Annotated in this window: 21 protein-coding genes; 18 read left to right on the top strand and 3 right to left on the bottom strand. The window is 49.6% G+C overall.

The features are described from left to right. Positions 1-2: 2 nt before the first annotated feature. From feoB to NSQ22_RS09765, 14 genes are all read left to right on the top strand, one after another. Positions 3-1997 carry a ferrous iron transport protein B gene (feoB, locus tag NSQ22_RS09830; RefSeq protein ID WP_081157477.1) on the top strand — a complete coding sequence of 665 codons (1995 nt, stop codon included), beginning with the start codon at positions 3-5 and terminating at the stop codon, positions 1995-1997. A 14-nt stretch (positions 1998-2011) separates the two neighbouring features. Further along, positions 2012-2158 carry a FeoB-associated Cys-rich membrane protein gene (locus NSQ22_RS09825; RefSeq protein WP_339263370.1) on the top strand — a complete coding sequence of 49 codons (147 nt, stop codon included), beginning with the start codon at positions 2012-2014 and terminating at the stop codon, positions 2156-2158. Positions 2159-2671: 513 nt separating this feature from the next. Beyond that, on the top strand, positions 2672-3268 hold the full coding sequence (locus tag NSQ22_RS09820; protein ID WP_021322452.1) for a DUF5317 domain-containing protein: 597 nt from the start codon (positions 2672-2674) through the stop codon (positions 3266-3268). Positions 3269-3583: 315 nt separating this feature from the next. Further along, entirely contained in the window at positions 3584-5413 is a 1830-nt protein-coding gene (locus NSQ22_RS09815; RefSeq protein ID WP_087960052.1) for a diguanylate cyclase, read from the top strand. A 175-nt stretch (positions 5414-5588) separates the two neighbouring features. Further along, positions 5589-6044 carry a cytochrome c gene (locus NSQ22_RS09810; RefSeq protein WP_033010814.1) on the top strand — a complete coding sequence of 152 codons (456 nt, stop codon included), beginning with the start codon at positions 5589-5591 and terminating at the stop codon, positions 6042-6044. 21 nt (positions 6045-6065) lie between these two features. After that, positions 6066-7934: a Sec-dependent nitrous-oxide reductase gene (gene nosZ / locus NSQ22_RS09805; protein WP_081157156.1), complete on the top strand. Its 1869-nt coding sequence runs from the start codon at positions 6066-6068 to the stop codon at positions 7932-7934. 50 nt (positions 7935-7984) lie between these two features. Next, entirely contained in the window at positions 7985-8551 is a 567-nt protein-coding gene (locus NSQ22_RS09800; RefSeq protein WP_042382788.1) for a hypothetical protein, read from the top strand. Continuing rightward, positions 8548-9849 (top strand): nitrous oxide reductase family maturation protein NosD, encoded by a 1302-nt coding sequence (locus tag NSQ22_RS09795; RefSeq protein WP_081157155.1) that lies wholly within the window; start codon positions 8548-8550, stop codon positions 9847-9849. Before NSQ22_RS09800 ends, NSQ22_RS09795 begins: the two co-directional genes overlap by 4 nt. Continuing rightward, on the top strand, positions 9846-10643 hold the full coding sequence (locus NSQ22_RS09790) for an ABC transporter permease subunit (protein WP_081157154.1): 798 nt from the start codon (positions 9846-9848) through the stop codon (positions 10641-10643). The genes NSQ22_RS09795 and NSQ22_RS09790 overlap by 4 nt, the downstream gene beginning before the upstream one ends. Beyond that, entirely contained in the window at positions 10640-11302 is a 663-nt protein-coding gene (locus NSQ22_RS09785; RefSeq protein WP_008880111.1) for an ABC transporter ATP-binding protein, read from the top strand. Before NSQ22_RS09790 ends, NSQ22_RS09785 begins: the two co-directional genes overlap by 4 nt. 1 nt (position 11303) lies before the next feature. After that, entirely contained in the window at positions 11304-12215 is a 912-nt protein-coding gene (locus NSQ22_RS09780) for a FixH family protein (protein ID WP_100660466.1), read from the top strand. A gap of 187 nt (positions 12216-12402) precedes the next feature. After that, positions 12403-13155: a DeoR/GlpR family DNA-binding transcription regulator gene (locus NSQ22_RS09775; RefSeq protein ID WP_029761265.1), complete on the top strand. Its 753-nt coding sequence runs from the start codon at positions 12403-12405 to the stop codon at positions 13153-13155. Beyond that, on the top strand, positions 13152-14063 hold the full coding sequence (pfkB, locus tag NSQ22_RS09770; protein WP_029761266.1) for a 1-phosphofructokinase: 912 nt from the start codon (positions 13152-13154) through the stop codon (positions 14061-14063). The genes NSQ22_RS09775 and pfkB overlap by 4 nt, the downstream gene beginning before the upstream one ends. A gap of 25 nt (positions 14064-14088) precedes the next feature. Next, positions 14089-15960 (top strand): fructose-specific PTS transporter subunit EIIC, encoded by a 1872-nt coding sequence (locus NSQ22_RS09765; RefSeq protein WP_029761267.1) that lies wholly within the window; start codon positions 14089-14091, stop codon positions 15958-15960. Between the two features lie 58 nt (positions 15961-16018). Here NSQ22_RS09765 and NSQ22_RS09760 read toward each other — a convergent pair whose 3' ends face one another. Next, the gene (locus NSQ22_RS09760) at positions 16019-16996 is read right to left on the bottom strand and encodes an MBL fold metallo-hydrolase (RefSeq protein WP_008880117.1); all 978 of its coding nucleotides are present in this window, start codon (positions 16994-16996) and stop codon (positions 16019-16021) included. Positions 16997-17085: 89 nt separating this feature from the next. Here NSQ22_RS09760 and NSQ22_RS09755 point away from each other — a divergent pair, with 89 nt between their 5' ends. Continuing rightward, entirely contained in the window at positions 17086-17487 is a 402-nt protein-coding gene (locus tag NSQ22_RS09755; RefSeq protein ID WP_008880118.1) for a secondary thiamine-phosphate synthase enzyme YjbQ, read from the top strand. A gap of 137 nt (positions 17488-17624) precedes the next feature. On the opposite strand, the gene map is transcribed toward NSQ22_RS09755, so the two are convergent. After that, a complete protein-coding gene (gene map, locus NSQ22_RS09750) occupies positions 17625-18374 on the bottom strand; it encodes a type I methionyl aminopeptidase (RefSeq protein WP_008880119.1) in 750 nt (249 codons plus the stop codon). A gap of 215 nt (positions 18375-18589) precedes the next feature. Beyond that, a complete protein-coding gene (locus NSQ22_RS09745; protein ID WP_081157151.1) occupies positions 18590-19894 on the bottom strand; it encodes an ATP-binding protein in 1305 nt (434 codons plus the stop codon). A 260-nt stretch (positions 19895-20154) separates the two neighbouring features. Between NSQ22_RS09745 and NSQ22_RS09740 the strand changes: the two genes are divergently transcribed. The 3 genes from NSQ22_RS09740 to NSQ22_RS09730 all read left to right on the top strand — a co-directional run bounded on the left by NSQ22_RS09740 (position 20155) and on the right by NSQ22_RS09730 (position 23988). Next, positions 20155-22521, top strand: coding sequence for an immune inhibitor A domain-containing protein (locus NSQ22_RS09740; RefSeq protein ID WP_099232752.1), 2367 nt, complete (start codon positions 20155-20157; stop codon positions 22519-22521). A 317-nt stretch (positions 22522-22838) separates the two neighbouring features. Then, positions 22839-23090, top strand: a complete 252-nt coding sequence (locus NSQ22_RS09735; RefSeq protein ID WP_011887492.1) for a hypothetical protein — start codon at positions 22839-22841, stop codon at positions 23088-23090. Positions 23091-23193: 103 nt separating this feature from the next. After that, on the top strand, positions 23194-23988 hold the full coding sequence (locus tag NSQ22_RS09730) for a uroporphyrinogen-III synthase (protein ID WP_081157149.1): 795 nt from the start codon (positions 23194-23196) through the stop codon (positions 23986-23988). Positions 23989-24012: the final 24 nt, after the last annotated feature.

Here is a 24012-nt window from a genome sequence, read left to right as displayed (position 1 = left end):
ATATGTCGTACGTAGCGCTGTTTGGTAATCCGAATACTGGCAAAACGTCATTGTTTAACTGTTTAACCGGCTCTTATGAATATGTTGGCAACTGGAGCGGGGTGACGGTTGAGAAGAAAGTGGGAGTGCTTCGCCAACACGGCGTGCCGGTCGTTGATTTGCCCGGCATTTACTCGCTCCAGCCACTGTCCCGCGATGAAGGGGTGGCGACCGATTTTTTATTGACCGAGCCGTGTTCGGCGATCGTTAATATCGTTGACGCGTCGCAACTTCAGCGCAACTTGCATTTGACGGTTCAGTTATTGGAATTTGGCCGGCCGCTCATCATCGCTTTGAACATGGTGGATGTCGCGGAAAAACGCGGCATCAAAATCGATGCAGTCAAGTTGTCGCGTCATCTTGGCGTCCCAGTTGTTCCGGTCATCGCTCGAACGGGGAAAGGGGCAAAGGAATTAGAGCGTGCCATTTTGTCGGCGAAAGATGGACACCATTCCCGCATGTTCATTGACTATGGCGTCGAAGTGGAACGTGCGATCCGCCGCATTGCTGAGCAACTGCCGGATGACGTGCCGGGAGATAAGCGCTGGATGGCGTTGCAATTTTTAGAAGGAAACGAGCGCCTTGCCGCCTATTTGCGCGACCGCTTCGATTTGTCACCGCTTTTGGCGATCCGCAAGGAAACGGAACAGGCGATTGGTTGTCAGGCGGCGAAACATATTTATGAAACGCGCGACCGATGGATCAGCGAAACGATCGCTGCTGCGGCCATCGAGTTTAAGCCAAAACCGCTCACGCTGACGGAAAAAGTGGACGCAGTGGTGACGAACCGCTATGTTGGTTTGCCGATTTTTTTGGCGCTGATGTATATCGTGTTTATGTTGACGTTCAACTGGCTCGGCACGCCGCTTGCTGATCAACTTGACACCTTTTTCTCTGGACCGCTCACCGATTGGCTGTCGCGCTTGCTTGATTGGGCGGGGGCGTCGCCGTTTATCGAAGCGCTTGTGTTAGACGGCATTGTCGCTGGGGTCGGCGGTGTACTTGTGTTTGTACCGCAAATTTTCATTTTGTTCTTTTTCATTTCTTTGCTAGAAGACTCCGGGTATATGGCACGCGTGGCCATGGTGATGGATCGGCTGATGGAAGCGATCGGGTTAAACGGCAAAGCGTTTATTCCGATGATCATCGGCTTTGGTTGCAACGTTCCTGGGGTGATGGCGGCACGCACGATCGAGCAGCCGAAAGAACGGCTACTGACGATGTTGCTGTTGCCGTTTATGTCGTGTTCCGCCCGCTTGCCGGTGTACGCATTGTTTGCTGGAACGTTTTTTATTCATGAGCAGGCGCTTGTCGTCTTTTCGCTTTATGTGCTTGGTATCGTGGTGGCCTTGGGGCTCGCCAAGTTGTTTTCATCGACAGTATTCAAAAATGAAAGCTCGCTCTTTGTCATTGAATTGCCGCCATATCGCGTGCCGCAGGCGCTCACATTATGGCGCAGCACATGGGAGAAAGGGAAAGGATTTGTCCGTAAAGCCGGAACATTTATTTTCGGCGGTTCGGTGGCCATTTGGCTGTTGACATATGTTGGACCGCACGGAGTTGGCGTTCCGATGGATGATAGTTTGCTCGCTGCGATCGGCGGTTTGATCGCTCCGCTGTTAGCGCCGCTCGGTTTCGGTGCTTGGCAGGCAGGGGCCGCGTTAATCACCGGCTTTTTGGCGAAAGAAGTCGTTGTATCAACGATGAATATTATTTACCACGTCCGTGAGGCAAACGGTCTCGAGCAGATGATTGCCGCCCATTTCACTCCGTTATCGGCACTCAGCTTTATGGTGTTTGTTCTTTTATATACACCATGCTTAGCGACGGTGGCGACGATCCGTAAAGAAACCGGATCGTGGAAATGGACGCTGCTGTCGATCGGCATCGCCTTAACGGTCGCTTATATGATTTCATTCCTTGTCTATCAAGTTGGAATGATGTTTCACTTTCAATGAAAGGGGAGAGTGTGATGATTGCTAATATCATCATTGGCGGGGCGATTTTCGCCTATGCCGGGTGGGGGTTGGTTCGCCATGTGAAAAAAAGCGCCAAAGGGACATGCGCAGCGTGCCATTTGGCCGACCGTTGCTCTGGCAGCTGCGGGCCAGAGCGGTAAGATTGATGGGTGAACGGGTTCCTGACGGTGATAGGAATCCGTTTTTTCTATTTTTGGAAAGAAGACTCTCATTTGTATAGGGCATCATTAACAATAAGCCGGAGACATAGGCGGCCAGTCGGTTCAACGAACGGCTCGTTTCTCATCTTTATTGTGAATCTCTGTTCTAGCGTAAGTGGAAACAACGAAACGGTGAAGGGAATGAAGATCACCTAGCCGCCTGCCATGGTGAAGCGCGCCCAAGAGCTTCTTTACAAGCGCTTATGTAGATGGGGGAGTGTTCCATAAAATAGTTATTTTTTTATACTTCTTTAGATACATATCGTGCTGTTTTTTGTCATTTTTTTGTTTTGAAAAATGACGAAAATAGAGGAAATAAGACGGTATTGATTAAAATTTGTTTGCAGTTAGGACGAACGGACTATTTACATGGAATAAAAAAACGGTAAAAATAGAAGTGAGGATAGCAGTTTAGAAAAAAGAGAAAATTCTGTTTATCAAGGGGACAGCATTATGGTTTACGATGGAATCATTTTGTCGTTGTTGATCGGCTGGTTTCGCGGCGGAAGCCTGAAAGGGTTGGCCAACATGAAATTGCGCTTCGGTTGGCTGTTCCCGATCTTATTGGCGGTGCAGTTTGTGGTCTTTTTCCTGCAAGAGCGGGTCGCATGGATCTCGAGCATGAGCAACGGCATTTTTCTCCTCGTCTACATCACCGGGCTCGCGTTTTTATGGCTCAACCGCCATCAGCCAGGGTTTCCGGTCATCTTCGCCGGCGTCTTGCTCAACTTTATCGTCATGGCCGTAAACGGCGGACGGATGCCGGTCTCGATCGAAGCCGCCCAATTTCTCGGCCGCGAATATATCGAAGCGTTAAAAGCCGGTCTGTACGGCAAGCACCAGGCGATCACATCGGATACGCTTCTGCCGTTTCTCGGCGACATCATTCCGCTGTCTCCACCGTATCCGCGCCAGCAAGTCATCAGCATCGGCGACGTCGTGATGAACGTAGGGGCGTTCTTGTTCATCCAGCATCTGATGCTCAGCGCACCGCGGCATGGGGCAGACGATGCTGAGAAAGAAACAACGGCCGCTCCTGCGAATCAATAAATAAAATGTTAAGGGGGAAAAGGACATGAAATCCAAAGTAAAACAAGTATTGATCAATTTGTTCATCCTTGGTTCGGTGATTGTGGCGTTGACGTCGGGGTTTAAACTCATTGAGTAGAAAATAATAATGTTGATCTATATAAGTTGCAATTTTGTTTTACATGGCATTGTTCGCTCTTCTTGTCACCGTGCCAGCTTGTTAGGTGATAAAGTAAAGACGGGACATGGAGGTCGGAAATTCTTTATTACAACCTATATAATAAAGAGGGAGGCGATACTCCTTCTTTAAAATTTTTTAGCTGAGAGTGATTTTGTATGGTTTTTGAACGGTTAAAAAACAAAGAAAAACTATATACTGTTGTTGTCTCTCTTTTAGGGATGTGTATATTTGCTACAGAGGTTGATATCCATTCTCAATCCTTAAAAGATTGGGTTTTAGTATATATATTGACTGGTTCTGTCGTTTTGTTGAATCTTTTTCCTATTATCTTGCCCCCTAAAGCTAATTCTTTTTCAATGGATTCTGCTGTTTACTTGGCTACCCTGTTTTTATATGGATTGAACTTTACGTTACAGGTTCTTTTTATTTTTAGTTTGATAGAATTGTATCGTAATCAACGAATGTCTGCATGGAGACATTTATTTAATTTCTCAATGTATTGTTTGATGATATCAGGTGCTTATTACTCATTTTTATTCTTCGATGGGAATATTGGGAAGATAAATGTCCATCATTTACTTCCTTATTTGATTAGTTTGCTAGTTTATTTTAGTATTAATGTATTATTGATTTTTCTTTTCTTCTATTTCATTGGACAAATATTTAAAGGTGCTCTAGAGTTAGGCGTCTTAAAAGAGGCGTGTGTTGGTTATTCAGTAACATTGCTTCTTTCAATGGTTTTAGCCATTTTATTGTCGGAAGAGAAATATTTTGGCTTGTCCTTATTTATTATTTTAGTAACGATATTGTCTATTGTTTTTAGGAAATTTTTGGAATTATACCAGTTAGTATCCAACCGCGCCAACAGAGATCACCTCACCGGCCTATACAACCACGGTTTTTTCAAAGAAACGCTCAAGGAGCAGTTTTCCGACTGCAAGCTGTTGAAACAGCCGTTGACCTTGGCATTTCTGGATTTGGACGATTTTAAAAAATACAATGACCGGAACGGGCATTTGCAAGGAGATCGTTTGTTGGCTTTTTTTGGGAAGCTGCTGCAAAAAGCGGTGGAAGGGACGAACTTCACGGTCGCCCGCTATGGCGGCGAAGAGTTTGCCATTTTAATGCCCAACACGACGAAAGAAGACGCGTACGCGTTTTTAAACCGGTTGCGCAAAGAAGTGAACGATACATATTTTGACGGCGTCGAGCATATTCCGTATCGTTGCCTGTCGTTTTCGTGCGGCATCGCCGAGATGGAAAAAGATATGCATGAAAGCGATGAGCTCATCCACCGCGCCGATCAGGCGCTTTATTACGCGAAGGCGCAAGGGAAAAACAACGTTCAGTTGTATGATAAACATAATATGTGCTTGGATGAAATTAAGTTTAAACAAGACTTGGAAGCGCTCGAGCAACAAGTGAAATTCTTTCTTTCGAAAGATGTCTATACATACCGCCATAGCAAACGGGTGTTTAAATATGCACTTGAATTTGGCAGCCGCCTTGACGAATTGACGGTCCATGAACGGCAGACGCTTGCCCTGGGAGCGATCATTCATGACATTGGAAAAATCGAAGTGCCCCGGGATATTTTAAATAAGTCCGGAAAATTGGAAAAGCACGAATGGGAGATCATCCAAAAGCACGTGGCGTGGGGGCGCGAGATTGTAGCGGCGGAGAAGCGGTTTGATGAGTTGCTTCCGCTTGTCGAGCTGCATCACGAACGATATGATGGGAAAGGGTATCCGTACGGGCTGAAGGGGGAAGAAATCCCGAAATTGGCCCGCATTTTGTGTATTATCGACTCATTTGACGCCATGACGACCGAGCGGCCGTACCAGCCGACGAAAACGTTTGAAGAGGCGCTTGAGGAAATCGAGCGTTGCGCTGGGACGCAGTTTGATCCCGTGTATGCGGCGAAGTTTGTCGCGTTTGTGCGCGAGCGTTATTTGCCGCTAGCTGAGATGCAACAACTGAATTGAACAAGGGAAAGGACACTTGCCGGTGGCAAGTGTTTTTTGTTTTTCACCGTTTTGCCACGCTTTTGCCAAATAATGTTCACTGATCTTGGAAATGAAGTGACTTTTTGCACAGGGGAGGTCAAGGGCGGGTGGCTATAATGGTAAACGAATTTCTCACTGTAGAAGGAGGAGGGGCATGAAACAAACGGTCGTCATTTTTCTCATTAGCGCTTTGATCGGTTTGGCTGGCGGTTATTCGTATTTTCAGTTGGGAGGAACGAAAGGAGAGACGAATGCGACGCAGGCAGGAAAACAAGAGACGGCTCAATCGTCCCAACCATCAGCTTCGACAGAGGATGGGAAGGGGGCGGGCAAGACAACAAACGCTAGTACGCAGGACGGGACTATCCTGCAACAAAAAGGTTGTCTCTCTTGCCACTCTGTTTCCAAGCTTAACTTGCAAGGAGGGACGACCGGTCCGGATTTATCGAACGCTTATCGAGAAGTCGAGGGCAAACACGGCAAGCCGATTGAAGAGTTTTTAAAAGCGCCGACGTCTGCGGTGATGTCTGGGGTGATCAAATCGAATCCGCTGACAGATGAGGAGCGGGCCGAAATTATTGCTCTCTTAAAAGAAGCATCCGAAAAGTAAGAAACGATGGGAGGAACGAGAGTGAAGAAAAAAGTGATTTCCGCGTTGTCAGGGTTGGCAGTTGGAGTGTTGGCGTCAACTGTCTTTTTCGGCAATTTTTCCACTCCTGATACCGTTTCGACTGCATCGGCCAAAACCGATGCGGAAAAAGTGTACGTTCCGTTTGGTGAAAAAGATGAATATTACTTGTTCGCCTCTGGTGGCCACTCGGGGCAAATGTTTATTTACGGGGTGCCGTCGATGCGGCGCATTCGCACGGTTCCTGTCTTTTCGCCCGATCCGGCGACCGGCTACGGCTGGGATACCCATTCGAAAAAAATGCTTGGCGGCTATACGTGGGGCGATTTGCATCATCCGGCTTTCTCGGAAACGAATGGAGAATATGACGGCAAGTATATGTTTGCGACCGATGTGGCGAACAGCCGGGCGGCAGTGATGGATTTGAAAACGTTTACGGTCAAAGACATGATCGAAGTCCCCAATACGAGCGGTCCGCACTGTGCCGCGTTTGTGACGGAGAATACCGAATACTTATTTTTGCCGACCCGATTTTCCGTTCCGCTCGGCCATCAGTACGCCTCGCTTGATGAGTATAGCGAAAAATACCGCGGTGTGATGAGTGCGGTCACGTTCGATGAAAAGGCGCAAAAGCTGCACATTGCCTATCAAGTTGCGTTGCCGCCGTGGTCGTACGATTTGTCCGATGCCGGGAAAAAAATCTCAAAAGATTGGGCCGTGCTGACAACGTACAATACGGAAGAAGCGACAACAAACTTGGAAATCAACGCGTCTCAAGAAGACCGCGACTTTATCGTGCTGTTTAACTGGAAAGAGCTTGAGAACATGGTGAAAGCGGGGAAATATGACAATGTCGGCGGTCAAAAAATGATCTTTCCGGAAAAGCATAAAGGGGGCATTTATTTAGTGCCGGTCGCCAAATCGCCGCATGGCGTCGACGTTACCCCAGACGGGAAATATTTCATCGCCTCCGGGAAGCTCGCCCCGTTGTTGACGGTATTTTCGTTTGAAAAGGCGTTTCAGGCGATTGAAAAGAAAGAGTTTGCCGGCGAGCGGAACGGCATCCCGATTTTGAAATACGAATCGGTGATGGAGCGGGAAGTCAATCCGGAAAACGCGCTTGGGCCGCTGCATACGCAGTTTGATGACAAAGGCATGGCGTATACGACGATGTTTATTTCGTCTGAAATTGTGAAATGGAATCCGGAAACCGGCGAAGTGCTTGACCGCGTTCCGGTTCAATATTCGCCGGGGCATGCCGTCGCGGCGGAAGGGGATACCGTATCTCCGGACGGCAAATATTTAGTGTCGCTCAACAAGTTGGCGAAAGACAGCTATTTATCGGTCGGGCCGTCCCACCCGGAATCGATGCAGCTCATTGACATTAGCGGTGACAAAATGAAAGTGATCCAATCGTCGCCGGTCGATCCGGAACCGCACTATGGGCAAATGATCAAGGCCGATAAAATTAAAACGGTTGAAGTGTACCCGAAAGAGAACAACAATCCAGACGCTGTGTACAACCAAAAAGACGCCCGCATCGTCCGGAAAGGAAATGAGGTGCACGTCTACGGCATCGCAATGCGTTCGAAGTTTATTTTTGATGCCAATGCGAAGCGGCCGGACGTCATTGAAGTGAATGAAGGAGATAAAGTTGTCATCCACCTGACGAACCTTGACTTTGATGAGGACATTACCCATGGTTTTGCCATCAACCAGTATAACTTGAATATGGAAATTCAGCCGGGACAAACGAACACGATCGAGTTTACCGCCAATAAGCCGGGAACGTACCCGTTGTATTGCACGAACTTCTGTTCAGCGCTGCACCAAGAAATGACCGGGTATTTGTTGGTAAAGCCGAAACAATAAACCGAGGGGGCGGACGCGCCCCCCTGACTAACAAAAGAGGTGTGAAGAAAATGGCTGCAGCGAAACTGTCTCCGTTGTCTGCCGTCTTTGTCGGCGCGGCCGGAGGATTGCTGCTTTTGTCTTTAGCGTTTCCTTGGTGGGGGATGGATTTCATCGCTCCGCAATATCCGGAAGGATTAGAGATTATCGTTTATCCGAATCGGCTTGAAGGGGATATCGACATTATTAACGGACTCAATCACTATATCGGCATGAAGCCGTTTAGTGAAGAGAGCTTTCCGGAACTTGGCTATTTGTCCTACATCGTGATCGCTATGGCCATAGCGGCATTCATCATCGCGTTCACGAGAAGCAAAAGAGGGCTGTACGTGTTCATCGCCGCCTTTCTCATTGGCGGGGCGCTCGGTCTTTACGATATTCATCGCTGGCTCGCTGACTTTGGAACGAATTTAAACGATAACGCCCCGATCGATATCGATCCGTTTGTGCCGCCGATTTTCGGAGAAAACCGGATCGCCAACTTTACGACGTTCAGCTATTTTGCGACCGGTGCGTATCTCGTCGGTGCCGCGTTCGTTTGCCTGCTCGTTCCGCTATGGAAGGAGAGAAAAACATGAAGCGATGGCTGCTCATTTCCTTGTTCATTTTTTTCTTTTTCGATGTTCCGAAAGAAGCGGCTGCCGGCCAGACGCTGCAGCAGCTGATTGACGCTGCTCCGGCTCACGGCACGATTCGCCTAACAGGCCAAACGTACATTGGCGATATTGTCATCGACAAACCGCTGACCATCATCGGCACAAAAGGCACGGTCATTCAAGGAAGCGGGCGCGGCAATGTGATTTCGATCAAAGCGCCGCATGTCACCATTACACATGTGACCGTCACGAACAGCGGAAAAAGCCGGAGCACGCAAGAGGAATACGCCGGCATCAAAGTTTATTCCGATTATAATACGCTAGAACACATAACGGTAAAACAATCGTTTCATGGCATTTACTTGAGTCAGGCGCATCATAACCGGATCGCCAATGTGCGAGTGATCGGCGAACAAAACGGGGAAATCGCTGGACAAGGAAATGGGCTGCATATTTATTATTCTAATTTTAATAAGCTCGAAAACAACACCATTGTCGGAACGAGGGATGGCATCTTTTTTGACTATGCGAACCATAACGTCGCGAAGGGAAACAAAGTGTCGCACACCCGTTACGGGCTTCATTACATGTATTCGGATGACAATGCGTTTTATGACAATACGTTTATGCTCAATAACGGCGGGGCGGCGATCATGAACTCGAACCGGATTATCTTGAAAAACAACTGCTTTTTATTCAATAAAGGAATGCGTTCGTTTGGGTTGTTGCTGCAAATGGCGAACGATAACCGAATCATTGACAATACGTTTTATCAAAACGAGCGGGGGCTGTATGTCGATCAGTCGAACGATAATTTTGTGCGACGAAACGTTTTTTTGCAAAATGAGATCGGTATTGAGCTTTGGGCGAGTTCACAGCGCCAAACGTTTACGGAAAACCGGCTTTGGAAAAATACGATTGCCGTTACGCGCCTTGGCGGCGAGGACAATAACAGCTGGGATTTTCGCGGCGTTGGCAATGATTGGGGCGACGAAGCGGCGTTGCTTGATTTGAACGAAGATGGGAAAGGAGATTCCCCGTTTCGCTATGCGTCTTCCTTTCATAAGTTAGCGGAAGAAAATGAACTGGCGTACTTGTTTTTATCGTCGCCAAGCTTAGGCGTCTATGAGGCCATCAACGAATGGCGGCAAGCAGGCGAAGTGATGGCGGTCGATCATGCGCCGCTTGTGAAAAAGAGCGCATCGGCTAGTTGGTGGTGGGGATTGCTTGGCTTTGGAGCCATCACGGTGATTGGTCTGCAAAGGAGGGGGAGGAGATGAGCTACATTTGGAAAGAATGGCTTGAGCTTTCGCGGGGGAAGGCGTTTTGGTTGTTTTTTCTGCTGGTTGTTGCCGCATCGCTTTCCGTGTTGATGAGCGCTAAGTCATTGCCGGCTGAGCATGGATTGACGATTTTTTTGCAGATGATGTTTGACATGAATGCATACATTGTGCCGCTTCTTTGTTTATTTTTTGCTTCTTTTTCCGTCATGCAGGAGAAGGAGCAGCGGACGATGGTGATGATTGTCGCAAAAAGTGGATCACCTTGGCAGTTTTTATGGAAAAAAAGCGCGGCGATCCAGCTCATTACGATGATGGTGTTTGTCGTCTGGTACTTCGTTTTGATTATTCCAGCCAAGTTTTGGTTTGTCTTTCATTTATCGTATTTTCTCTACTTTTTGCTCGCCACGGTGGTGCTCGTGTTCATTTTTAACCAAATCGGAATTGGGCTAGGGTTCGCGTGCAAGACGAAAATTCAATTGATTGGCGCCAATTTGTTTGCCGCATTCTTTTTCATTTATTTGTATGACTTTGTACTGCTTTATATTTTGCCGTCGGTGACGTATGACAATGTGCATGTGTTCTCATTGGTTTATTTTCTGCAGCCGCTTCATGCGCTCCGTTTTTACTTAGAGACGTCGCTCGGGATGTTCTCGCTTGATTATTTGTCACGGACGATGAAAAAATTTTTCTCCTTCCCTCCCGGCGCTCTTGTTGCGTTGAATATGTTCGTCTGGGGGCTTGGGGCATTGGCGGCATCGATGGTATGGAGTCGAAAGGGGGAAGAACGATGATTGAAGTGACAGGGTTGACGGTTTCCTACCGAAACAATAAAGTGCTTGATGACGTCGATCTTGTCATTCATAAAGGGGAGCGGTGTGCCTTAGTTGGGCGGAATGGCGCTGGCAAGTCGACATTGATTCATAGTTTGTTGAATTTGCTTCCGGCAGTGCGCGGAACGGTATATATTGATGGCATTGATCATCGGCGGCATGAGTGGAAAAAGAAAGTCGCTTATTTGCCGGAAAAGTTTCAGTTGTATCCCCAGTTAACGGGTGAGGAAAATGTTCGCTTTTTTGCCTCGTTGCACGGTGTGGTCGATGAACAGCGGATCGAAGACGTTTTGCACACCGTTCGGTTATGGGAAGCACGTCATATGAAAAGCAAACAGTATTCGAAAGGGATGCTGCAGCGGCTTGGGCTTGCCATTATGCTTTACTATGATGCTGACTTGCTGATTTTAGACGAGCCGACAAGCGGGCTCGATCCGTTAGGACGGGCGGAGGTGTTGATGATTTTACGCTCTTTGCCGAACAAAACGATATTGCTGTCGTCGCACCATATCGATGAAGTAAGGCAGCTTTGCACCCATGTCGCTTACTTGGAAAACGGGAAAATCACGAAATATCGAATCGAAGAATTTGAACTGAGCGCACTGATGGGGGGAGAATAAAGTGAAGCAACGATGGATGCTCGTTATGGCTGCTCTTCTCTTCTTGCTTGCCGGATGCCAAGGAAACGATTGGACCGTGTCGGTGAAAACGTCTCCCTTTTATAAGGAGGGGACAGCTTCTTCGTTTGCGATTGCCATTCAAAAGGATGGGAAACCAGCCAGCGGGCTTGAAGTGACGGCGATATTTGAGATGGCGAATATGGATCATGGGCAAATCGTTGCCTCGTTGGAGGAGAAGGAAGACGGCCTTTATGAAGGGGATGTGCAGCTGCCGATGGAAGGGGAATGGGATGTTTTGTTGCAAATCAAAGACGGTAATGAGACGATCGAAAAGCTTGTTACACTAGAGGTGAAGCGGCAAGACGTAGCGGCGATGATCAATGGCATGGCGATTACGACGGCAGATGTCAAGTTTTATCAAACACGCTGGCAAATTGAGATCTCCTCGGCCATGGAGGCGGTCAAAAAGAAGTATCGGGGCGAAGAGCTCAACGAGCGGATCAGTTATTGGGAGCGGCAGCTGAATGAGACGGCTGAGCCTCGCTCCGCTGTTACCCGTCTCATTGAACTGCATTCGATGGCGCTGCTTGCTGAAGAAAAAGGCTATTCGGTAGATGAACCGGTCGTTGATCGTGAAGTAGAAAAAAGAAAGCGTCAATACGAAGGGAGCGAAACCGCTCGAACGCTCCTCCGCCAATACGGTGAATCGGCATTTTGGGAGCAAGAACGGCGATATGTCCGGCTTGTTTTGCTGGCGCAAAACGTGTGGAATGACATGGTGGAACAAGTCAAAAATGAGCATCCGGATGTAACGGAGGCGGAGATGCGTTTTTTAGCACAAAAGAAGTACGATGAATTGCTCGTTTCCCAAATCGACTCCTTGCACATTCAACTATATCTTTCCGAATTATAGTTCAGCAACATTGCCTGACGAAATGAAAGGCAATGTTTTTTTGTTGTTGGTGATGAATGATCATGACCGTTTTAAATGATATTTTTGATTAATATTGAGTGTTAATGAATGATTTTGATTGATTTTTTCTCTGTTTTCGCTTATGATAGGGATACAAGCGATATCGATCATCATGGGAGGTGGAAACGTGCTGACCGAAGAGCGCCACCGTCTCATTTTGGAACTTTTGGCGCAAAAAGAAATTGTCAAGCTGCAAGAGCTCGTGGAGGCGACCGGTTCTTCCGAGTCGACGATTCGTCGCGATTTGACGCAGCTTGAAAAAGAAAAAAAGCTGCGCCGCGTGCACGGTGGAGCAGCCTTGTTGCAACAAAAACGTGAAGAGTTAAGCGTGTCGGAAAAATCGCTGAAGTATATAGAAGAAAAGCAGCGAATCGCCGCTTATGCGGCCAGTTTGGTACAAAAAGGAAACTGTATTTATTTGGATGCAGGAACGACAACGTGGGAAATGATTCCACATTTGGCTGACAAAGAGGTCACTGTTGTCACGAATGGTGTGATGCATGTGGAACGGTTGCTTGAACATAACATAACGACGTACTTAGTCGGCGGCATGATTAAGCCAAAGACGAAAGCGTTGATTGGGCGAGGGGCCATCGAGTCGCTGCGGCAGTACCGCTTTGACCAATGCTTTATCGGTGCTAACGGTGTTCATGACGAGTATGGCTACACGACGCCGGATCCGGAAGAGGCGCTGGTCAAATATACGGCAATGCAGCTGGCGCAACGCGCGTATGTGCTTGCGGATCATTCGAAACTCAATGAGAGCGCGTTTGCCAAAATTGCTGATTTAAACGAGGCTGTGTTGATTACTGATGAGTTGGATGAAGAGTGGCAAGAACGATATGAAGCAAAAACGATTGTCGAGGTTGTTCGCGTATGATTTACACATGTACGTTTAATCCATCTGTTGACTATGTGGTTCATGTTGATGAATTGCGTGTCGGCGAACTGAACCGTGCGCTGAAAACGTTGACATTCCCAGGAGGGAAAGGAATTAACGTGTCGCGAGTGCTCAAACGTCTCGGTGTCGACAGCACGGCGCTCGGGTTTGCCGGCGGATTTACGGGACAGTTTATTGAAACGGAATTGCAAAAAGAAGGCATTCGCTGTGATTTTGTCCACGTCTCCGGCCAGACGCGCATTAATGTAAAGTTGAAAGCCAAGCAAGAGACGGAAATTAACGGTCAAGGTCCGACCATCGCTAGCGAAGATGCCGCGCAGCTGATGGCGAAAATCGAGACGCTTTCGACTGGTGATGTCCTCGTGTTGGCGGGAAGCGTACCGTCATCACTGCCGGCGGATGTATATGAGCAGATGGCAGCGGAGACAGCGAAACGGAAAGCCCGCCTTGTCGTCGATACGAGCGGTCCGGCGCTCCGAGCGCTGCTCGCTTGCCGGCCGTTTCTTATCAAGCCGAACCATCATGAGCTCGCTGAGCTGTTTGACACCTCTAAGCTTATGAAAGAAGAAATCGTCATCTATGGCCGTTGTTTGACCGAGATGGGAATTCGCCATGTCATCGTGTCGATGGGCGGTGACGGAGCGTTTTATTTCGGCAAGGAAGTCGCGCTGTTTGCCGAAGCGCCGCAAGGAACGGTGAGAAACTCGGTCGGAGCGGGCGATTCAATGGTCGCTGGCTTTTTGGCCGCCCAAGAGAGCGGGAAATCGATCGAAGAAGCGTTCGCTTACAGCGTGGCGGCTGGAAGTGCGACGGCGTTTTCCGAAGATTTATGCACGAAAGAAGAAGTGGAAGCACTCGTCGACCGCATTCGCGTCATACGTTTATAAACGGAAATAAAGGGGGATCGCCAAAATGAACATCACCGATTTGTTGACAAAAGAAACAATCATTCTTGCACTTCGAGCGCAGACAAAGAGCGAAGTGATTGATGAATTGGCCGCCAAGCTCGCTGAGGTGGGAGCAGTCAGCGATGTCGAGGCGTTCAAACAAGCGATCTGGGCGCGTGAAAAGCAAAGCACGACCGGCGTCGGAGAGGGCATTGCCATTCCGCATGCCAAAACGGCGGCGGTCAAGCGCCCGGCCGTGGCATTCGGCCGTTCAGCGGAAGGCATTGATTACGAATCGCTCGATGGCAAGCCGAGCCATTTGTTTTTCATGATTGCCGCCCCCGAAGGTGGGGAGCAAACGCATTTGCAGGCGTTGGCTCGGTTGTCTTCGATGTTGATGGACGCGTCGTTCCGCGCTGCTCTTGAAAACGCTTCAAATGAAGAGGAAATCGTCCGTTTGTTGGCGGCAAAAGAGAGCGAAGAGGAAGAGCCATCGCTAGGGACAGCGTCAGCTGACAACGGACGGAAAGTGCTCGCCGTTACCGCCTGCCCGACCGGGATTGCCCATACGTATATGGCTGCTGATGCACTGAAAGCAAAAGCAGCGGAAATGGGTGTGATGATAAAAGTAGAAACCAATGGATCTGATGGGGTGAAAAATGCTCTCACCGCACAGGAGATTGAAGATGCTGCGGCGATTATTGTCGCGGCTGATAAACAAGTCGAAATGGATCGCTTCGATGGCAAACATGTGATCCAAGTACCGGTCGCCCAAGCGATTCGCCAGCCGGAAACGCTCATTGAGCAAGCGCTGCGCCAAGATGCGCCAATTTACCGAGCGAGCGGTGCTCCGCAGGGCGGCGCGGGGGCGGCAAAACCGCGCACTGGCTTTTATAAACATTTGATGAACGGCGTTTCGAATATGCTTCCATTCGTCGTCGGTGGCGGGATTTTGATCGCGCTCTCCTTCACTTTCGGCATTAAGGCGTTTGACCCGAACGACCCGTCGTACCATCCATTTGCTAAAGCATTGATGGACATCGGCGGCGGCAATGCATTTGCCTTAATGATTCCTGTGCTTGCTGCGTTTATCGCGATGAGCATTGCCGATCGGCCAGGATTTGCGCCAGGGATGGTCGGCGGCTTTATGGCAGCCAACGGCGGCGCTGGTTTCCTCGGCGGATTGATCGCTGGCTTTTTGGCCGGGTATTTGGTCGTCGGACTGCGGAAATTATTCAGCCGCTTGCCGCAATCGTTAGAAGGAATTAAACCGGTGTTATTGTATCCGTTGTTCGGCATTTTCTTGACCGGTATCATTATGATGTATATTGTCATCGATCCAGTGAAAGCGTTGAATGAAGGGTTGAAACATTGGCTTTCCGGCATGGGGACGGCGAACTTAGTGCTGCTTGGCGCGGTGTTAGGCGGCATGATGGCGGTTGATATGGGCGGCCCGATTAACAAAGCGGCGTTTACGTTCGGAATCGCCATGATCGATGCTGGCAACTATGCGCCACATGCGGCCATTATGGCTGGCGGGATGGTGCCGCCGCTCGGGTTGGCGCTGGCGACGACGTTCTTTAAAAAGAAATTTACGAAAGCCGAACGCGAGGCTGGCAAAACGTGCTATATTATGGGCGCTTCGTTCATTACGGAAGGAGCGATTCCATTTGCGGCAGCTGATCCGATGCGGGTGATTCCGTCGATTATCGTCGGCTCGGCTGTAGCTGGGGCGTTGACGATGTTGTTTGGCATCGGCCTTCCGGCGCCGCACGGCGGCATTTTCGTCATTCCAATTGTCAAAGGAAGCGCATGGCTGTACATCCTCGCTATTTTGATCGGCTCGGCCGTGACAGCCCTGATGGTAGGGTTGTGGAAAAAAGAAGTGAAAGAATAAGAGAAAAAGCGTTCCGCGGGCAGCGGAGCGCTTTTTTCTTTGCCTCAGTTGCGGACGTTCATTGCTCGTTTCCGTCGGATTCAGCATGCCCATATTCACGCTTAGCGGCTAGTTGAGCAGCGATGTCCATCACCTCGCCGAGCTTCAGGCAAAGCAGGCGGCTGTCATCCAATCCGCGCCGCCGCCACTCGGCCCATAAGCGGTCGAGCGCTTCTTTTGGTGTATCGTCGGCGAGCCGGAAGGCACCGTAATGCATTGGAACAAACAAACGGGCGCGGCAATCTAAAAACGCCTGCACCGCTTCTTCCGGTGTTGTGTGCTGCGGCCCCATGAACCATTCTGGCTCATACGCACCGATCGGCAGGAGAGCATAGTCGATCAAAAAGCGTTCACCGATGTCGCGAAAACCGCGGAAATAGCCGCTGTCGCCAGCGAAATAAACCGTCGGGGCGCCGTTGGCTTCGATGACCCATCCGCCCCAGTGTGATGTATTCATATCCCAAAGCGTCCGCCGCGTCCAATGTTGAGCAGGAACAAATGTTAGCGATACGTTGCGAAAAGTAGTTGTTTCCCACCATGACAGTTCAGTGACATGACGGTAGCCACGCCGGTGGAACAGGCGGCTGAGGCCGGCCGGAACGAATATATGCGGGTCACCGGGCAATCGGCGAAGGCTGCTGAAATGCAAATGGTCGTAATGGCCATGGGAGATTAAAACGGCGTCAACGGGTGGCATCTCTTCAAGAGGCACGCCTGGGGCCGACAGGCGTTTGGCCGTTCCCATCCGCTTCGCCCAGACGGGGTCGGTGACGATTGTGATGCCGTTTACTTGCACGACGAACGTCGAATGGCCGATCCAACAAAGCTGCGGTCGTCCGTTCGGCTGATGAAGCCGGTCCCATTGCGGCGGCACGGCGTGCGGTACGACATAGGACAAGTCTTTTCGCTTTTGCTTCCGTTCTCGCTGCCAGCGGCGAAAATCGGCCCACGTTTTTTGCATGGATACGTTATCTAAATTTTCATACCGTTTCGGCATCGTTTTTCTCTCCTTGCTCGTTTTGCGCTATAATTAGAGTAGCAAACATTTCTTTCCGGTACAAAATCTTTGTTCAGGTGGTGGAATCGATGCTTCGTTCCTTTACGATCCGCACGGCGAAGCGGGATGAAATGATTGATATTACCTCATTTGTCGAGGAGACGGTGCGCCTGTCTAAAGTAGAAGAGGGGATGGCTGTCGTCTATTGTCCGCACACGACGGCAGGAATCACGATTAATGAAAACGCGGACCCCGATGTTAAACGCGACATGATGCGCCGTTTTGATGAAACGTATCCGTGGGAGCACCCACTTGACCGTCATATGGAAGGGAACACAGCCGCTCATATGAAAGCAAGCACCGTCGGAGCGTCGCAGCACGTCATTATTCACGAAGGTCGGCTGCTGCTTGGGCGCTGGCAAGGCATTTATTTTTGCGAGTATGACGGACCACGTCAGCGCACCGTTTACATCAAAGTGCTCGAGGGATAGAGAACCATAATTATATTATGTAAACTTAATTAAAAATCACCGCATAACAGAAATCATCAGAAGAGGATGAAAAACCCGGGTGAACGTCTCCCGGGTTTTTCTCATCGAAGTTAGCCGCTAGGAAGCCATTGGCGTGCTCATGCCAGCGTTGTTAAAATGAGCGGCCCGTCTTTCGTAATGGCGATCGTATGTTCATATTGCGCTGAGTACGAGCCGTCAATGGTTCGCGCCGTCCAACCGTTCGCGTCCATTTTGCTTTGCCAAGCCCCCATGTTGACCATCGGTTCGATCGTAATGACCATTCCTTCTTTTAAGCGCATCCCTTTTCCTTTTTCGCCAAAATGGGGAATGTACGGCTCTTCATGAATTTTCGGCCCGATGCCGTGCCCGGTGAAATCGCGGACGACGGAAAACCCGTGCGATTCGACGTACGTTTGAATGGCATGGCCGATATCGCCGATCCGGTTGCCAAGAACCGCTTGCTCAATCCCTTTATATAGCGACTGCTCGGTGACATGAAGCAAAGTTTGCACGTCTTCGTCGATATCGCCGATGGCGTACGTCCAAGCGGAATCGGCGAGCGCTCCGCGCCAATTGACGACAAAATCGATGGTAACGATATCCCCTTCCTTAAGCGGTTCTTTGCGCGGAAACCCGTGGCAAATTTCATCGTTTACCGAAGCACATGTGGCATATGGATAGCCGCGGTATCCTTTTTGTTCCGGCTTGGCGCCGTATTTGGCCAAAAACGTTTCCACGAACCGGTCGATCTCCATAGTAGTTACCCCCGGTCCGATGCGTTTGGCGATTTCTTGATGGCAGGCAGCGAGCAGCTTCCCTGCCTCGCGCATCAATTGAATTTCCCGTTCTGTTTTGACGTGAATCATCCCAACGTCTCCTTTTCTCTCGATGTGTTTCCACTCCTATAGTATTGTAACAAAAACAACGGCGGTGATAAACCACGATGAAATGAACAGAGAATAGATGAAAAGGATGCCTGAAAAATGAGGCATCCTTTTTGGACGATAGAAGTTGTGATCATCCTTTTGTTGTTTTGCTTTCAAACGAAAAAGGAGAGCGCTAACAATCCGGACAGTTATGTTTACAGTACGGCAAACAGCTGTTTTTCCTTATCAGAAATTCGAGAAGAGGACAGGGACGAAGCGAGCGGCAAATAAATCGATACGGTCGTCCCCCTATGTATTTCGCTTTCGATTCGAATGGTGCCGTTCATCGATTCAATGATGCGGTATACAACCATCATTCCAAGACCGGTGCCTTTTACCCCTTTGGTCGTAAAGTATGGCTCGCCAAGCCGTTCAAGCTGTTCTTTCGTCATGCCGACGCCAGTGTCGGCAATGCGGATGAGCACGCGCCCATCGTCGATCGAGACGTATACTTGCAACGTTCCGCCGTTTGGCATCGCTTCGATGGCGTTTTTCATGACATTGAGCAAACATTGGCGGAATTTTTCACGTTCGCCCATGACAGAGAAAGGGGACAGCGTCGTTTTGATATCAACACAACTCATATTAGCCAACGGACGAATGATGTCAATGACTCGTTCAATCTCCAGCTTGACGTTCAGTTTTTCTGGCGTTTCCGGCGCGGGTTTTGCGAAGGTCAAATAATCGGTAATGATCGCCTCGGCCCGGTCGAGCTCTTCCATAGCAATGCGTGCATATTGGCGTCGTTTATCGGCGGCGAGCGGCTGTTCTTCAATCAGTTGGATAAACCCGCGTGCCGCAGTGAGTGGATTGCGGATTTCATGAGAGATTGAGGCCGCCAAATGGGTGACCGCTTCCATTTTCTCAGCACGAATGATCCGCTTGCGCAGCGCAATATTGTGGCGCGCCATCTCTCGAAAAGCGCAGACGATGAACATGCTCGCTGGTTGCACAAGCAAAAACATGAGTGACACTGAAAGCGGGGGGAGAGCAGAGGGCGCCATCCCTCCCGTCAGAGCGACCGTCAACAGGCCAGAACCGAAGCTGAGCGTTGTGGTGAGCAATATTCGTTGCTTGGTTGGCAACCGCTCAAACTTTTTGGTCAGTAAACTGCTTGCTACTGCAATGACGATGGAAACGATGGCAGTGATAAAGATGCCGATTCCTCCAAATAAAGTTCGGTAAGTGATGGTGACGATCGCTAAGCACGCTGCCGCCCCCGTCCCGCCATACAAGCTGCCGAGCCAAAGCGGAATTTGCCGCAAATCAAAAATATAGCTGTTTCCCGTGCCGACGGGGAGAGTGATGCATAAGACGATCACGATCGCGTAGCAGACGGTTGGCAAATAAAGGCGGAGGCGTTTTGGTCCCTTTTCTTGCTCTGTCCAAAACGGAACGAGAAATACCGGTAGGAGAATAAAAAATAAGTTGAGCAAAAAATCTTTGAAAATACTAAGCATCGCGACACCCTCTTTCCCATCGTCAGCTGCATAGCGCGAATTCCTACAAAAACTGCGAATATATTACATTGTAACCGGAAAATGCGCGAGATGTTAAGGTAGAATCCATAGCCTTTTTTTGATATAAATCTTGTTTTTTCGACAACGATAGGTAAAAAGAAATGTTTTGCATCTATGAAAAAGTTCTCTTTCTTTTCTAGTAATTTTGTAATATTTTAAATATATAAAATTATATTAATTATTTGATAGGAGGGGGCTTTTTGAAAAAACGATCGATTCTTTCATTGACAGCGGCGCTGTCGCTCGGAATAGGGCTGTGGGCGGCGCCGGCAAAAGCGCCGCAAGCAGCCAACACCGCGGCGATCCCGGCGGTGAAGCAAGGCGGGCCAGTCGATTTTGCCATTGCCAACGAAGACAAACTGACGGAAATGTTAAAACGAAACGGAACGCTTCGCTCCAATGCGACTCCCGCTGAGGCAGAACAGGAGGTGCGCAAGTATTTGCGGCAAAAGGCAGCTCACATGCCGCGGGCAAAGGGGGAACTGTACGAAAAAGAGAAGAAGCGCACCGAAGTGTTGCGACAAAAATTGCGGACAAACGGCGTGCTGAATGGGAAAGGGAAAAAACTAGGGCAATCAAAGACAGCTTCCGTGCCGCCCGTCCATCCGGAGCCGTGGAACGGAGGCAAACGGGTCGATCGAGTGCTCGTCTTGCTCATTGAATATCCGGATTTTCCGCACAACAGCATTCAACCAAATGAAACAGACATGTATTACAAAGATTATACACGCGAGCACTATGAAGACATGATTTTTGGCGGCGATGATGGCTATTACGAAGGGCCAAACGGCGAAAAACTCATGTCGGTGAAACAATATTACGAAGAACAATCGGGAGGCAGCTATTCGATCGAAGGAAAGGTGGCTGGTTGGTACAAAGCCAAACATCCTGCCAAATATTACGGCGGCAACGTGCCGGCGCCGGACGGGAACGATGCCAACCCGCGTGAGCTTGTGCGCGAAGCGCTGATGGCGGCAGCCAACGATCCGACCATTGATTTAAGCGAGTTTGACCAAGAGGATCGGTATGATTTGGACGGTGACGGCAATTACCGCGAGCCAGACGGCTTGATCGACCATTTGATGATCATCCACTCGAGCGTCGGTGAAGAGGCGGGCGGCGGTTCGCTCGGCGGTGATGCTATTTGGTCGCACCGTTGGAATTTAGGATCGGTATACCCGATTCCGAACACGACGACTGAGGTGCCGTATTGGAATGGTCAGCTGGCTGCTTATGACTATACGGTCGAGCCGGCCGACGGGGCTGCGGGGGTGTTCGCCCACGAATACGGTCACGATTTAGGGTTGCCGGATGAATATGATACCATTTACTCCGGCTTGGGCGAACCGATTGCGTATTGGTCGATCATGTCGAGCGGCAGCTGGGCGGGGCGCATTCCGGGCACGGAGCCGACCGGTTTCAGCGCCTGGGCAAAACAGTTTTTGCAGTCAACCATGCCGGGAAGCAACTGGCTGCACGGAACGACCGTGGAATGGGATGAAGTGACGAAACAAGGAGTAGAGGTTGTATTGGATGAAGCCAATACGAAAGGAACAAACAACGATGCCGTGCGCATCAACTTGCCGGATAAGAAAACTACCATCGTTTCTCCAGCCAGCGGCGCCTATGCATACTTCTCCGGCAAAGGGAATAATTTGAACAGCTCTATGTCCACCACAGTTGATTTGACAGGCGCATCGCAAGCAGTATTGACGTTTGATGCATGGTATGCGATTGAGAAAGATTGGGATTACGGCGTGGTTGAAGTGAAGGAACAAAGTTCGAATCAATGGGTAACGGTTTCAGGAAATATTACAACGACCGACGACCCAAATGGGCAAAACCCAGGCAACGGCATTACCGGCACATCGGACGGTTGGGTGAAAGCCGAGTTTGACTTGTCGGCGTACGCAGGCCAAACGATTGAGCTGCGTTTCCGTTACGTGACCGATGCGTATGTATCGGAAGCTGGCTGGTATATTGATAATGTTCAAGTGATGGCAGACAAAACAGCCATACTTACGGACGGAGCGGAAAACGAGAGCATTTTCGTGTTGGATGGTTTTGCGAAAAGCGACGGTACGCTGCGTTCGAAGCATTACTATTTGTTGGAATGGCGCAACCACCGTGGCGTTGATAAAGGACTGGCGCATATTTTGCGCGGCGATCAATTGCTGTCGTACGACCCGGGCCTTGTTGTTTGGTATGTGGATGAGTCATATGACAACAACTGGACAGGCGTCCATCCGGGTGAAGGGTTCCTTGGTGTCGTGGATGCTAATCAGCACACGTTGAAATGGTCAGGCAATACGGTGGCTTCCACGCGCTATCAAGTGCATGATGCGGCATTTAGTTTGCAAAAAGGCGTGCCGTTTCGCGTTGAAATTGACGGATCGAAACTGATCGACAACGACACGTCGCCGTTGCCGGTTTTTGATGACAGCCGGTCGTACCGTAACAAAGGAGCGGTTGATGCGGGGCGGAACGTGCCGACGTACGGTTTAAAAATTCGCGTCGTCGGTGAAAGTGCCGACCGCACTGCGGCACGTGTGTTGATTTACCGCTAATCGAGCCAAAAGGGTGTTCCAAAATGGGCACCCTTTTTGTATATACGCACGGAACCATTCAAACAGTTTATCTCTTGTGTCTTTCTTGAAGACAGAAGATTTTTGGGGAGCAGCATCTTTCTTTTTAGCCGATATAGGGAAAACAACTAAAGTGCTTAGTTTATCGAAAGTGGGGAACGCTTGTGTGGCGTTGATGAATGTTTCTCGACACCATTTGTCATTCATTTGCCGAATTTGTTGATTTTTCTTCACTCCTTTTTCCGTTTTTTCCTTTTATAATCATAAGTAGGAATGGATGAGAGGGGAGAGCAATTAGAATGAAAGAATTGTGCCAACAGCTTTCGGTGTGGATTGCCCAGAAGCAGCCAGTGCGCGTGCAAACGGCGCAAGGGGAGGAGACGGTTGTGCTGCCGGTCAAGTTGTATCAGGAAGCACGCAAACTGTTCGTTTATAATCGGCAAATGCGGTTGATGAACATTCCGTTAGATGGGATTATTTCTGTGCAGCCGACGCGCATTACCGGTTCGTTTGACCGCCGGGGAGAGGAAGCCATCGTACATACTCGCTGAGACGGTGACACGCGCCTTTTAGGGTGCGTGTTTTTTCATTGCCTAGGCGGGGGCGATCTTTTAGAATGGAAAGGACGAATGATCGACGACGGGAGGGAAACGAATGCGCGGCAAACGGGTCGCCTTATGCGCTTCGCGCAAGTTAGACGAAATGACAACACTCATTGAAAAGCAAGGAGGAACGGCCGTCATCCGCCCGGCGCAAGGGACGGTTTTTTTAAAAGGAAGTGAACTCAGTGAGGAAATGCGCGCGATCATTATGATGCGGCCGGACTGGATAGTGTTTACAACGGGCATTGGGGTTGAAGCGCTCTGGAAAACGGCTGAAAGGGAAGGGATCGCGGTTGAGTGGAAGCGCGTGATCGAGAATGCTGATATCGCTGCGCGCGGCTATAAAACGGTGGCGGCATTGAAAAACATCGGCGTTATCCCAACAGCGGTGAGCGAAGACGGGACGACGAAGGGATTGATTTCCGCCCTTAACGCGTATGACTTTGCCGGCAAGAGCGTCGTCGCGCAGCTATACGGTGATACGGCGCCAGTCTTGAAGCAATTTTTCCTTACGCGCGGTGCGTCTTACACAGAGCTATTCCCGTATCGGCATGTCGCCCCAGATCACGAGATGCTGGAGACGCTATACAACGAAGTCGTCGGGCGCGAAATTGATGCGGTCTGTTTTACATCGGCGATACAAGTCCGCTTTTTCTTTTCGTTTGCCCGGGAGAAACAAGATATCACTCCGCTGCTTGAGGCGTTCTGCACCGATGTCGTCGCCTGTGCTGTCGGGAAAGTGACGAAAGAAGCGCTGGAAGAGGAAGGAGTCAGCCGCGTCATCGCCCCTGAACATGAGCGGATGGGAGCGATGATCGTGACGCTTGCCCGTTATTTTCAACAATAAGCCCCGTTGGGGCTTTTTGTTTTA

Source organism: Geobacillus sp. FSL K6-3411 (assembly GCF_037965715.1).
Classification (GTDB): domain Bacteria; phylum Bacillota; class Bacilli; order Bacillales; family Anoxybacillaceae; genus Geobacillus; species Geobacillus thermodenitrificans.
This window is presented reverse-complemented; position numbering and strand designations above follow the sequence as displayed.